Source organism: Paenirhodobacter ferrireducens, from assembly GCF_004022265.1.
Taxonomy (GTDB): Bacteria; Pseudomonadota; Alphaproteobacteria; order Rhodobacterales; family Rhodobacteraceae; genus Rhodobacter; species Rhodobacter ferrireducens.
This window is the reverse complement of sequence record NZ_SAVB01000012.1, coordinates 1-12,061: the sequence shown is the minus strand read 5'-3', so window position 1 is coordinate 12,061 and position 12,061 is coordinate 1. Positions and strand designations below refer to the sequence as shown.

The 12,061-nt window shown below is 68.5% G+C and carries 12 protein-coding genes; 1 reads left to right on the top strand and 11 read right to left on the bottom strand.

The window, feature by feature from the left end; all coding sequences use genetic code 11:
• Positions 1–123: 123 nt before the first annotated feature.
• The 11 genes from EOW65_RS10620 to arcD all read right to left on the bottom strand — a co-directional run bounded on the left by EOW65_RS10620 (position 124) and on the right by arcD (position 10,820).
• Positions 124–1,431 (bottom strand): GMC family oxidoreductase, encoded by a 1,308-nt coding sequence (locus EOW65_RS10620; RefSeq protein ID WP_128149256.1) that lies wholly within the window; start codon positions 1,429–1,431, stop codon positions 124–126.
• A 12-nt stretch (positions 1,432–1,443) separates the two neighbouring features.
• On the bottom strand, positions 1,444–2,043 hold the full coding sequence (locus EOW65_RS10615) for a twin-arginine translocation signal domain-containing protein (protein WP_128149254.1): 600 nt from the start codon (positions 2,041–2,043) through the stop codon (positions 1,444–1,446).
• Positions 2,044–2,248: 205 nt separating this feature from the next.
• Complete coding sequence (locus EOW65_RS10610) at positions 2,249–2,968, bottom strand: lipoyl protein ligase domain-containing protein (protein ID WP_128149252.1); 720 nt, start codon at positions 2,966–2,968, stop codon at positions 2,249–2,251.
• Positions 2,965–3,657, bottom strand: coding sequence for a 2-oxo acid dehydrogenase subunit E2 (locus tag EOW65_RS10605; RefSeq protein ID WP_128149250.1), 693 nt, complete (start codon positions 3,655–3,657; stop codon positions 2,965–2,967). Before EOW65_RS10605 ends, EOW65_RS10610 begins: the two co-directional genes overlap by 4 nt.
• On the bottom strand, positions 3,654–3,887 hold the full coding sequence (locus EOW65_RS10600) for a biotin/lipoyl-containing protein (protein ID WP_128149248.1): 234 nt from the start codon (positions 3,885–3,887) through the stop codon (positions 3,654–3,656). The genes EOW65_RS10605 and EOW65_RS10600 overlap by 4 nt, the downstream gene beginning before the upstream one ends.
• Positions 3,888–3,954: 67 nt before the next feature.
• The gene (locus EOW65_RS10595) at positions 3,955–4,983 is read right to left on the bottom strand and encodes an alpha-ketoacid dehydrogenase subunit beta (protein WP_164880065.1); all 1,029 of its coding nucleotides are present in this window, start codon (positions 4,981–4,983) and stop codon (positions 3,955–3,957) included.
• Between the two features lie 10 nt (positions 4,984–4,993).
• Positions 4,994–5,980, bottom strand: a complete 987-nt coding sequence (locus tag EOW65_RS10590) for a thiamine pyrophosphate-dependent dehydrogenase E1 component subunit alpha (protein ID WP_240664629.1) — start codon at positions 5,978–5,980, stop codon at positions 4,994–4,996.
• A gap of 221 nt (positions 5,981–6,201) precedes the next feature.
• On the bottom strand, positions 6,202–7,113 hold the full coding sequence (arcC, locus tag EOW65_RS10585) for a carbamate kinase (protein WP_128149247.1): 912 nt from the start codon (positions 7,111–7,113) through the stop codon (positions 6,202–6,204).
• A gap of 3 nt (positions 7,114–7,116) precedes the next feature.
• On the bottom strand, positions 7,117–8,118 hold the full coding sequence (gene argF / locus EOW65_RS10580; RefSeq protein ID WP_128149245.1) for an ornithine carbamoyltransferase: 1,002 nt from the start codon (positions 8,116–8,118) through the stop codon (positions 7,117–7,119).
• Between the two features lie 15 nt (positions 8,119–8,133).
• Positions 8,134–9,351, bottom strand: coding sequence for an arginine deiminase (locus EOW65_RS10575; protein WP_128149243.1), 1,218 nt, complete (start codon positions 9,349–9,351; stop codon positions 8,134–8,136).
• A 14-nt stretch (positions 9,352–9,365) separates the two neighbouring features.
• Positions 9,366–10,820 (bottom strand): arginine-ornithine antiporter, encoded by a 1,455-nt coding sequence (arcD, locus tag EOW65_RS10570; protein ID WP_206364056.1) that lies wholly within the window; start codon positions 10,818–10,820, stop codon positions 9,366–9,368.
• Between the two features lie 503 nt (positions 10,821–11,323).
• On the opposite strand from arcD, the gene EOW65_RS10565 reads away from it, so the two are divergent.
• A partial coding sequence (locus EOW65_RS10565; protein WP_128149258.1) for a BapA/Bap/LapF family prefix-like domain-containing protein occupies positions 11,324–12,061 on the top strand: 738 nt, incomplete at its 3' end.

Genomic DNA, 12,061 nt, shown 5'->3' with positions numbered 1-12,061 from the left:
CCCCACGCCGCCCATGGCGGAAAGCCGCCCGCCGTGGTCTACTTCAACCAGATCGAAACCGACCAGCAGGCGCAGAGAGTAGCTTAAATCATCCCGGAAACTGTCCAAGGGATCGGGAGTAGCTCACTGCTCGTAGGCATGGGCCGCCATGTTGACCTCGTTGATATGCGGCGTCTTGGTGACGATCGGCACCGGCAAGCCGTGCTGGTCGGTCTCGCTCGGGTGCAGGGTGATGCCGTTGCCCGCCTGCGGCAGGTCCTCGCCGCAAATCCAGGTGCCGGACATGTAGGCGTATTTCTCCAGAGCCTGCGCATGCTCGCGGCCCCAGCCCGAGGCCGAGGGGTTGAGGAAGACCGACAGGAAGGGCAGGCCGAGGGCCAGGATCTCCAGCCGGTAGCCGGCATAGAAGCCGCGCGAAGGGTCGTTGCGCGCCTCGTCCGAGATGATCCCCGCGACCGTGGTGCCGCGGTTCATGTGCACCTTCTCGGGCAGCTCGGCAAAGACCCCGGCGCTGTTGTGGGTCATGTAGTTGCGCCCGACCTGGCCCGAGGAATTGGCGAGCCCGTCGGGGAACATCGACGAGGCCGAGTTCAGCAGCAGCCGCGGGCTCTCGATCGCGTTGCCGGCGACGCAGACGAGGCGCGCCTTCTGCCGCTGGATATTGCCCGCGCCGTCGGCATAGAGCACGGCGGTGACCTTGCCGGTCGCGTCATGCTCGATCTTCAGCGCCATCGCGTCGCAGCGGATCTCGCACTTGCCGGTGGCCTCGGCGCGGGGAAGCTCGGTGATCATCGTCGACCATTTCGCCCCGACCATGCAGCCGCTCATGCAAAAGCCGTATTGCTGGCAGGCCGGGCGGCCGTCGTTCTCGACCGAGTTGATCGCCATCGGCCCCGAGACGATGTCGCGATACCCCATCCGCCGCGCCCCCTCGGCCAGCACGCGGAAGCTGTTGTGCCAGGGCAGGTGCGGCATCCCCGTGGTCTTGCCCGTCACCCCCATCTTGCGCTCGGCCGCCTCGTAATACGGCGCCAGCTCGGCCAGCGTCAGCGGCCAGTCGGCGACCGAGGCGCCGGGGATGTCTCCGTTCAGCGTGCGCATCCGGAACTCGTGCTCCTGAAAGCGCAGCGCCACGCCGGCCCAGTGGATGGTCGAGCCGCCATAGCCCTTGACGATCCAGGCCGGCAGGGTCGGGTGGTTGCGCTTGCCGTGCCATTCCCCGGCCGAGATCCGCTTGTCGAGCCAGGAGATCTTGTTGAACATCGTCCATTCGTCATTGACGATGTCTTCTTGGCCGAAGCGCGGTCCGGCCTCGAGCACGACCGATTTGATGCCCTTCTGCGCCAGTTCGTTGGCCAGCGTGCCGCCGCCCGCACCCGAGCCGATGATGACGACGAGGCTGTCGTCGTCGAGGTCGAATTTCGTGGTCATGATCGCTGTTCCTTACCGCTGGACCTGGGCGAGAAGCTCTTCGGGGCTCGGCCCCGGCGGCAGCCAGTCGATGTCGCTGAACCCGGCGTGCAGGAAGCCGCCGACGTCCGAGGCGGGGCCCTCGTAACCGAGCGCCGGCCACAGGTCGGGGGCGTTGTAGATGCCGAAGACCCCGGCCCAGCGGAACTTCTGGAAGAAGGGCGTGGTTTCGATGCCGCGCAGTATCCCCTCGCGCTCGTAATCCTCGGCGACCTCGGTGAAGGGCCGGCCGAAGGCGGCGCGGGCGCGGGCGTCGAGGTCGTCGACGCCGTCGCGCAGAAGCCCCTTCACGCCCTCGTCTGCCGCCGCCTCGTCGAGCATGGCCTCGACAAGGCGCTGATAGGTGGCGAGGCTGACGATCTGCGGCCCGTGCGGGAAGGTGTCGCGCATCACCCGCAGCATGGTGTCGGCGCGGGCGGTGCCGATCGTGTCATTGGCCCAGGCGGCCACCGGCAGGGCAAGGCCGGCAACCGCGCCGCCGGCGGCGACGGCGGTGGTCATCAGAAAATGCCGGCGCGACAGGCGGCGGGCGGGCTGCGGGCGCGACGGCGCGCGCGGGTGGTCGGTGCTCATCTCGGGCTCCGTTTGGGCGGGCAGTCCGGCCCGGGCCACCAGTGCGCAGGCGCAGGTGGGGGCAGGCTGCCGATGATGGATGGGGTGAAGCGGGGGCGGCCCGGACAGGGCTCAGCCGGGGCCGGAAAGCCCGTGCCGGGGGTCGGCGTCTCGTCTCATGTGGTCCTCCCTTTTCTGATGTCGTGATGCGCGTCTCGCGCGCGGTTCAGGCCGCCCGCCCCTGTGCCGGGGCAGGCGATCCGTCCGTGTCCTCCTCCCCGAGGGCACGGATGAAGTCGGGCACGCCGAGATCGGGGCGCTCGGCGCGCAGGCTGGTGTGGGCGTCGGGCAGAACCCTTGTCCCGAACTCGAGGTCGCGGTGCAGCCGGTCGATCACCGGCACCACCGCGGCAAGCGGCGGGTCGATCAGGATCAGCGCATGGGCCAGCACCGCCCATCCGCCGTCACGGCGCTGCCAGCGCTGCGCGGTGCCGACGATCTTGCGCCCGGCAAGCGAGAGGTTCCACGCCCCGTCGCAAAAGCTGCCCCCGGTCGCGCCGGCGCTGACCGTCAGGCCAAGCCGGGCGAAGGCCGCGGTCAGCGGCGCGCAGATCCGCCGATAGCCGGCCTCGAGTGTCAGCCCCGCCTCGGCGGGAAAGACGAGGGCCAGATTGAGCACCCCCGGCCCCTGCGGCACCGGGCCACCGCCGGTCGGGCGGGCCAGCAGCGGCCAGCCCGCCGCCGCGGCGCGCCCGGCGGCCGCGGCAAAGCCCGGGCGGCGCAGGCAGGCCGCCGGCAGCACGATCGCCGGCACACGGGCCTGCCACAGCAACCGCGCCGGCTGCCCCGTCGCGGCGACCTGCGCCAGCATCGCGACCTCGGCCGCGATCCCCTCGGCGGCGCTGTCGAAGCGGCAGGGCGCGGCGCCGGTCACACCGTCCGTCACGGCGCGAAATCCTCGATCTCGTGGCACAGCGTGGTCAGCGCCGCGGCCGCCGGCGCGCCGTCGATCGCACGGTGATCGAAGGTCAGCGACAGGCCGATGAAGGGCCGCAGCCCGATCGCGCCGTCGGCCTCGCGCACCGCGCGCTCGCGGGTGCAGCCGATGCCGAGAATGCCGATCTGCGGGGTGTTCAGGATCGGGGTGAAGGCCTCGACCCGGGTCAGGCCGAGGTTCGAGATGCAGAAGGTGCCGCCGGTCATCTCCGACACGCTGAGCCTGTTCGCCCGCGCCCGCGCCGCCAGATCCTGCCGCGCCGCGCGCAGGGCCGCGATGTCCAGCGCCTCGGCGCCGAAGATCGCCGGCGCCACCAGCAGATTGCCCGGCAGCGCGATCGCCACCGACAGATCGACCTGCGACGAGAGCCGCAGCTCGCGCCCCTCGAGGCGGCCGTTCAGCTCGGGATGCGCCTTCAGCATCCGCAGCGTCGCCAGCATCAGCAGATCCTCGACCGAGGTCTTGACCCCCTGCGCCGCCAGCGTCGCGCGCGCCGCCAGAAGCCGGCTGGCATCGGCGCTGGCGTGATGGGTCAGCTGCGCCGCCTCGGCGAGGCTTCTGACCATCTTCTCGGCGATCATCGCCCGCATGCCGCGCAGCGGCACGACGGTGGTGACGGCGGCAGGCGGCGCGCTCATTCCACCCGTCCGATCACCGCGCCCTTCGGCACCACCGCGTCCTGCGCCGCCACGATCACCAGCCGGCCGGAGGCGGGGGCGTGGATCTCGTACTGGACCTTGGCGGTCATGATCTCGGCGATCAGCGCGCCCTCGGCCACCTCGGCGCCGTCATCGGCAAGCCAGGAGGTGATGACCGCCTCGGTGTCCTCTTCCCACAGGTCGGTGGGGATGATGATGTCAGTTGCCATGTCGCTTTTCCCTTTGTCCTGTCGCTGGCCTGGCGGGGGGCGGGGCTGGCCCGCCCCCGGGCCGGTGTCATGCCGCCATCTGCGCCCATGCCGCGACGATCTTCGCGGGATTGGGCAGGCAGAACTGTTCCATCACCCGCGCGTAGGGGATCGGCACGTCGGGATAGGCCACCCGCACCGGCGCTGCCTTCAGCACCGAGAGGTCATGCTCGACCACCGAGGCGATCACCTCGGCCGAGACGCCGAAGCTGTGGTAATCCTCGTCCACCACGATCAGCCGCCCGGTCTTGGCGACCGAGGCGCGGATCGTGTCGCGGTCGAGCGGCACCAGCGAGCGCAGATCGACGACCTCGGCCGAGACGTTCTGCTGCGCCAGCGTGTCGGCCGCCTTCAGCGCGTGATGCACCCCGATGCCCAGCGAGACGATGGTGACATCGCGCCCCTCGCGCACGACCTTCGCCTTGCCGATCTCGACGGTGTAGCTGTCTTCGGGAACATGCACGGTGGCGCCCGGTTCGGTGCCAAGCCAGCCCATCCCCTGCAACCCCTTGTGATACATGTAGACCACCGGGCTGTCGTCGCGCAGCGCCGCGGTCATCAGCCCCTTGGCGTCATAGGCGTTCGACGGCGCCACCACCTTCATCCCCGGCAGATGCGCGAAGGTGCCGTAGAGGCATTGCGAGTGCTGGCCGCCGTCGGAATAGCCGCCGCCGGTCGAGGTCATCAACACCATCGGCACCTTCAGATGGCCGCCGGAGAAGTAGATGTTCTTCGCCATCAGGTTGTAGATCGCGTCGAAGCAGACACCGAAGAAATCGACGAACATCAGCTCGACCACCGGCCGCATCCCGTCCTGCGCGGCGCCGACCGCGGCGCCGATGAAGCCGGTCTCGGAGATCGGCGTGTCCCGCACCCGCTCGGGGCCGAATTCCTCGATCAGGCCGCGGGTATTGCCATAGATGCCGCCGAGCGTGCCGATGTCCTCGCCCATCACGAAGACGGTCGGGTCGATCCGCATCTCCTGCGCCAGGGCCTCGGCCATCGAGCGGGCAATGGTCAGCTTGCGTTCGTTGGATTTCACAATCGTTCCGGTCATCTCATCCCCCTCAGGCAAAGACCGCGGTCAGGGCGTCCTCGGGACGCGGATCGGCGCTGTCGCGGGCAAAGCGGATCGCCGCGGCGACCCGGTCCGCCGCCGCGCCCTCGGCCGCGACGAGCTCGTCCTCGGAGAAGCCGAACTCGGCCAGCAGCCGGGCGCGCATCTTCGGAATCGGATCGGCGGCGAACAGCGCCTCCTTCTCGCCCTTCGGGCGATAGGCCTCGGCATCGCCCATGAAGTGACCGGCCAGACGATAGGTCTCGCATTCGATCAGCGTCGGCCCCGCGCCGGCGCGGGCGCGCGCGATCGCCTCGCCGGCGACCTCGTAGATCGCCAGCGGGTCATTGCCGGCGACGTAATGGCCCGGAATGCCATAGGCCGCGGCGCGCACGTCATTGCGCGCCACCGCGGTCGAGGCGCTCTTCGGCACCGAGATGCCCCAGGAATTGTCCTCGATCACGCAGACGAAGGGCAGCTTCCAGACCGCGGCGAGGTTCATCGCCTCGTGGAAGGCACCCTGGTTCGCCGCACCGTCGCCGATGAAAGCGACCGCGACGCCGGGCAGGCCGCGCAGCTTGCGCGACAGCGCCGCCCCGACCGCGGGGCCAAGCCCCTGCGCGATGATCCCCGAGCAGGCGAAATTCACCTTCGGGTCGAACAGGTGCATGTGCCCGCCGCGCCCGCCCGAAAGCCCGGTCGCCTTGCCGAAGATCTCGGCGACCATCGCGTCGAGGTCGACGCCCTTGGCGATCGCCTGATGATGCGGGCGGTGCGTCGCGGTGACGATGTCCTCGGCCGTCAGATGGGCGCAGACCCCGACCGCGACCGGCTCCTGCCCGTTCGAGAGGTGCATCTCGCCCGGGATCGGGCCGTTCGCCATGTTGAAGACTGGCGTCTTGCCCTCGAAATAGATCTTGGAAATGGTTTCCTCGAGCCTGCGGCTGAGCACCATGTTGCGGTACATCCAAGCCAGCTCGTCGCGTGATGGCGTCATCTGATCCTCCCCGTTTGCAGCGGCACAGGGCATGGATGGCCCTGCCTGCGAGGATCTTTCTCAACCTGGCCATGCATGTGCTGCAACGCAGGATCGCCTCTGCGCTGCAGCGTGTCTCAGACTGTCTCAGGGGATTGGCGCCCCGTCCGGACCGGCGCGGGACACGGGCAGAGCGGGGCAGGGGAGGCGGCGACTGCTGCCCCCTCTTTGCCGGGCCGGCCTCAGCCGCCGCTGGCGGTCACCAGCGTGCCGGCGGTGCCGGCGACGATGGCGGCGGCATCCTCGAGCCGGCCGATCCCGGCCCGGCCGCCGGTCGCCTGGACGAAGTCGACCGCGGCGCGCACCTTCGGCCCCATCGAGCCGGCCGGAAAATCGGCGGGCGACAGCGCATCGGCCGCAACCGCCGCAAGCGGCCGGGCCTGCGGCGTGCCGAAATCGCGGTAGACGGCGGCGACATCGGTCAGCATCAGCAGCATGTCGGCGCCGAGCTGGCGCGCCAGCAGGCCGCTCGCCAGATCCTTGTCGATCACCGCCTCGATCCCGGTCAGCCCGCCCTGCGGCAGCGTGACGACGGGGATCCCGCCGCCGCCGACGCAGATCGGGATCACCCCCTGTGCAAGCAGCAGCTTCAGCACCGGCGCCTCGAGGATCTCGAGCGGCGCAGGTGAGGCAACGACGCGGCGCCAGCGGTCGTTGTCGGGGGCGACGCTCCAGCCGCGGGCGGCGGCAAGGCGCTCGGCCTCGGCCCGGTCATAGACCGGACCGATCGGTTTCGTCGGATGCCGGAACGCCGGGTCCTGCGGATCGACCCGGACCTGGGTCAGCAGCGTCGTCACCAGATGGCCGGGCAGGGCGTTATCGAGTTCCTGCTGCAGCACATAGCCGACCATCCCCGCGCTTTCGGCATCGAGCACATCAAGCGGGAAGGGCGCGTCAGGCGTCGCCGCCGCCTGCAGCGCCAGAAGCCCGACCTGCGGCCCGTTGCCATGGGTGACGACGAGCCGGTGTCCGGCCTGCACCAGCCGCGCCAGCACCGCCGCCGCGGCGCGGATGTTGGCGCGCTGGTTCTCGCCCGTCATCGGCTCGCCCCGGCGCAGGAGCGCATTGCCGCCAAGGGCCGCGACGATCAGCATGGCTCAGCCCCCGATCGTCGCGACAAGCAGCGCCTTGATCGCGTGCATCCGGTTCTCGGCCTCGTCGAAGACGATCGAGGCGGGGCTTTCGAACACCTCCTCGGTCACCTCCATGCAGTCGATGCCATAGTCCTTCAGCACCTGCGCGCCGACCTCGGTCTCGGCATTGTGGAAGGCGGGCAGGCAATGCATGAACTTGACGTAAGGGTTGCCGCTGGCCGCCATCAGCGCCGCATCGACCCGGTAGGGGGTGAGCAGCCGGATCCGCTCGCCCCAGGCCGCGCTGGCCTCGCCCATCGAGAGCCAGACGTCGGTGTAGATGAAATCGGCGCCCTTCACCGCGGCGACCGGGTCTTCGGTGAGGGTGAAACGGCCGCCGGTCGGCGCCGCCATCGCGCGGATCTCGGCGACGAAGCTGTCCTCGGGCCAGAGCGCGCGCGGCGAGGCGATGCGGAAGTCCATCCCTACCTTCGCCGCCCCGATCGCCAGCGAGCGGGCGACGTTGTCGCGGCCCTCGCCGGTGAAGGTCAGCACCATGTCCGACAGATGCTTGTGGGTGAATTCCCGCATCGTCATGAAATCGGCAAGGATCTGGGTCGGATGGGTCTGGTCGGTCAGGCCGTTGTAGACCGGCACCCCGGAATAGCGGGCGAGCGTTTCGACATCGTGCTGCGAGAAGCCGCGATACTCGATCGCGTCATACATCCGGCCCAGCACCCGGGCGGTGTCCTTCACCGTCTCCTTGTGGCCCATGTGGCTGCCCGACGGGCCGATATAGGTGACCTCGGCGCCCTGGTCATGGGCGGCAACCTCGAAACCCGAACGGGTGCGCGTCGAATCCTTCTCGAAGATCAGCGCGATGTTCTTGCGGGTCAGGCGGGGAACTTCGGTCCCCGCCATCTTCGCCACCTTCAGATCCGCCGCCAGCCGCAGCAGGAAGCGGATCTCGTCGGGGGTGAAATCGGCCAGCGTGAGAACGCTGCGGCCGTGCAGATTGACAGGCATATGTGCCTCCTGTGCTCAGATCGGGTCGCGGGCGATCGGGCAGGTCATGCAGTGACCGCCGCCCCGGCCGCGGCTCAGCTCCGCGCTTTCGATGGTGATGACCTCGACGCCGGCGTGACGCAGAAGCGTGTTGGTATAGACGTTGCGGTCATAGCCGATGACCACCCCGGGCTCGACCGCGACGACGTTGTTGCCATCGTCCCACTGCTCGCGCTCGGCCTCGTAATCGTCGCCGCCGGTGGCGACGATGCGCAGCTTCTTCAGCCCCATCGCCTCGGCCACCACGGCGGTGAAGGGACGTTTCTCTTCCCGCACATCGACCGAATGCGCGCCCTCGCCGGGCCGGATCGAGAAGGTCCGGATCCGGTCCACCACCGGCGGATACATCGTCGCCAGATCGGCGTCGCAGAAGGTGAAGACGGTGTCGAGATGCATGAAGGAGCGGTCGCGCGGCATCAGCGCGGCGATCACATGCGTCGCCTCGCCCGCGGCAAAAAGATTGCGCGCCAGGCTGCCGACCGCCTGCGGGGTGGAGCGCTCGCCCATCCCCACCAGCACCACGCCCTTGCCCACCGGCATCACGTCGCCGCCCTCGAGGCTGCAATGCGTGCCGATATTGTCGGGCGAGACGAAGGGCACGCCGGCGTCGCGGAAGCGCGGATGGAAGCGATAGATCGCCTCCACATTGGCGGCTTCCGGCCGGCGCGCCGGCCAGAACATCGGCCCGATCGAGACCGAGCGATAGATCCAGCACGAGGAATCGCGGGTGAACAGCTGGTTCGGCAGCGGCGGCAGCACGAAGTCCTGCGGCAGCAGGGTCTGCCCGAACAGGCCGGGCGGCGCGAAGGGCAGCTCGGCCCGGGTCACCCCGCCGATCAGCCGGGTCGCCAGCTCGGCCGCCGGCAGTCCGCCGAGCCAGCCGCGCAGCTCGGGGGCGAGGTCATAGCCCACCATGCCGGGATCGACCCGATGCGCCAGCAGCCAGTCACGCGCCTCGGCCTGCTCCAGCGTCTCGGCGAGCAGATCGCCGAACAGATGCACCATCACCCCGCGTTCGCGCAGCGTGTCGACCAGAACGTCATGCTCCTGCCGGGCCCGTTTCACCCAGATCACGTCGTCGAACAGCAGATCGTGGCAATTGTCCGGCGTCAGCCGGCGCAGGCTCAGGTCGGGACGATGCACGATCACCTCGCGCAGCTTCCCCACCTCGGAATGGACACCGAGGTCACTCATGGTCTTGTCCTCCCTTACAGCGCGCTGACGGCGCCGATCCACATCTCGTAGGCCGCGTAGAGGCCGGCGAGCACCAGCGCCACGGCGAGGATCGCCTCGATCGCGGTGAAGCTGCGTTCCTGCCGTTCCTTGCGGGCCCAGATGTAGAACACCACGCCCGGTGCATAGAGAACGGCGCACATGAACAGGTAGGACAGCCCCGCCGCATAGACGAGCCAGATCCCGTAGACCGTCGCCAGAAGCCCGACCAGCATCGGCCCGATCCGGTTCTCGCCCGCGGCATAGTTCTCGCCGGTGAGGGCAAGTTTCGCCGCATAGGCGCCCGAGAAGATATAGGGCACGAGGATCATGCTCGAGGCGATGGAGAACAGCGCCTGATAGGTGCTCTGCGCAAAGAGGGTGATGATCAGGAACAGCTGCACCAGCGCATTCGTCACCAGCAGCGAGGTGACCGGCACCTTGCGGTCGTTCTCCTTCGCGAAGAAGCGCGGCATCGTGCCGTCCTTGCCCGCGACATGGGGCACCTCGGCGGCGAGCATCGTCCAGCTCAGATAGGCGCCGAGCACCGAGACCACCAGCGCGAGGTTGATCAGCACCGCGCCCCAGGGGCCGACGACGGCCTCCATTACCCCGGCCATCGACGGGTTCTTCATCTGCCCGAGCTCTGCCTGGCTGATGATGCCAAGCGACAGCAGCGACACCAGCGCATAGAGGATGATGCAGGTCAGGAAGCCGAGGACGGTGGCGCGGGCGATGTCGCGCCGCACTGCCGCACGGGCGGAATAGACACTCGCCCCCTCGATGCCGATGAACACCCACAGCGTGACGAGCATCGTGCTCTTCACCTGGTCCATCACCGTGCCGAGGCTGGCGTTGCCCTTGCCGGAGAAGTCGGCAGAGAAGATGTCGACCTTGAAGGCCAGCGCCACGACGAGGACGAACAGCACGATCGGCGCGATCTTCGCAACCGTCACCACGGTGTTGACGACCGCGGCCTGCTTCACCCCGCCCAGAATCAGGAAATGCACGGCCCAGACCAGCACCGAGGCCCCCAGCACCGCCTGCCAGGTGTTGCCGTCGCCGAACGCCGGAAAGAAGTAGGACAGCGCACTGAACACCACGACGGCATAGGAGACGTTCCCGACCCAGGCACTGATCCAATAACCCCAGGCGCTGTTGAAGCCGAGGAACGGGCCGAAACCGGCCTTGGCATAGGCATAGGGCCCGGCGTCGAGCTCCGGCTTGCGCAGTGCCAGCGACTGATAGACGAAGACCAGGGCCAGCATCCCCACCGCGGTGATGCCCCAGCCGATCAGGATCGCGAGAGGCCCCGCCCCCGCGGCCATGTTCTGCGGCAGGCTGAATACGCCCGAGCCCACCATCGAGCCGATCACCAGTGCCGCCAGCGCCCCAAGACGAAGCTTGTCGCCGGCCCCCGGCGATTTGTCCGAGACAGTCATATCGCTCATGAAATTTCCTCCACATTCAACTCTCCCCAGAAGGGAAAAGTTGTCCGCCCCTCTCCCTCACGGAGAAGGTCGTTCAATTTCAATATTATACCGGAACTTCGCAGAAAAAAGAAGTGCAATCGGAACACCCGGACCCGACGGAATCCTGCGCCGGCCATCCGCCGATAGGAACGCAAACCTCGCCCTGCCGGCTTACCTCATGCGGGGTAAGCCGGCGGCCTATGGCTAATATAAGTATAAGGTGGAGCCGATGGGGCGCCCGGCACCTGCCCGGACCACCACTTTCTACGGGAAAACCCGGACCGAAGGGGAGGGACCGGGCCCGGGCGGCACCCTTTGGCAACGTGAATCTGGGCCTCGGCCATAATTTTACCGGAAGTCGGAACTCAACAAAATGTCGGATGTGAACTGTACGATTACGCCAAAAGCCAACACCAATGCCGCGGGCGGCACGGTCAACGGAAACCACATCGAGCTTCAGGCGCCCAGCGTCGTCGCCCTGCATGCACATGGGGCCCGAGGCGGTGGCGCGATTCGAGCGCGTCGGCGACGACCTGGTTCTCGAGCTTCAGGACGGCAGCCGGATCATCATCGACAATTTCTTCGTCGTGGCCGACGAGGCGCGCAGCGACATCGTTTTTGTGGATGACGCCGGCGTCACCTGGTGGGGTCAGTACGGCAGCAGCTGGACCGGCTTCGACATCGCCGAAATCACCCCGACGACGGTGGTCCCGGCCGCATTGCTCGGCGCGATCGGCACTCTGGCGGGGGCTGCGCTGATCATCGGCTCGGGTGGCAGCGATTCACATCCGACCGATACCACGCCGCCCGAGATCACCGTCGAAGCGCCGGCGCTGAAGAACGACGCGACGCCGACGATCACCGGCACGACCGATGCGCCCGCGGGCAGCACCGTGACCCTCGTCGTCACCGGCTCGGACGGCTCGTCTCAGACCCTCACCGCGACGGTGCAGCCTGACGGCAGCTATACCGTCGACGTGCCCGCGGCGCTCGCCGAGGGTGAGTACACTGTCACCGCCTCAGTCAAGGACCCGGCCGGCAACACCGGCACCGCCGATGACGCGGGGGTGGTCGATACCACGCCGCCGTCGATCACCGTCGATGCGCCCGCGCTGACCACCGATCCGACGCCGACGATCACCGGCACGACCGATGCGCCCGCGGGCAGCACCGTGACCCTCGTCGTCACCGGCTCGGACAATGTCAGCCAGACCTTCACC

Excerpts from the sequence above, each read along its gene's own strand:
- EOW65_RS10620 (WP_128149256.1), bottom strand. The coding sequence starts at position 1,431 with ATGACCACGAAATTCGACCTCGACGACGACAGCCTCGTCGTCATCATC.
- EOW65_RS10615 (WP_128149254.1), bottom strand. The coding sequence starts at position 2,043 with ATGAGCACCGACCACCCGCGCGCGCCGTCGCGCCCGCAGCCCGCCCGC.
- EOW65_RS10605 (WP_128149250.1), bottom strand. The coding sequence starts at position 3,657 with ATGAGCGCGCCGCCTGCCGCCGTCACCACCGTCGTGCCGCTGCGCGGC.
- EOW65_RS10600 (WP_128149248.1), bottom strand. The coding sequence starts at position 3,887 with ATGGCAACTGACATCATCATCCCCACCGACCTGTGGGAAGAGGACACC.
- EOW65_RS10595 (WP_164880065.1), bottom strand. The coding sequence starts at position 4,983 with ATGACCGGAACGATTGTGAAATCCAACGAACGCAAGCTGACCATTGCC.
- EOW65_RS10590 (WP_240664629.1), bottom strand. The coding sequence starts at position 5,980 with ATGACGCCATCACGCGACGAGCTGGCTTGGATGTACCGCAACATGGTG.
- arcC (WP_128149247.1), bottom strand. The coding sequence starts at position 7,113 with ATGCTGATCGTCGCGGCCCTTGGCGGCAATGCGCTCCTGCGCCGGGGC.
- argF (WP_128149245.1), bottom strand. The coding sequence starts at position 8,118 with ATGCCTGTCAATCTGCACGGCCGCAGCGTTCTCACGCTGGCCGATTTC.
- EOW65_RS10575 (WP_128149243.1), bottom strand. The coding sequence starts at position 9,351 with ATGAGTGACCTCGGTGTCCATTCCGAGGTGGGGAAGCTGCGCGAGGTG.
- arcD (WP_206364056.1), bottom strand. The coding sequence starts at position 10,820 with ATGAGCGATATGACTGTCTCGGACAAATCGCCGGGGGCCGGCGACAAG.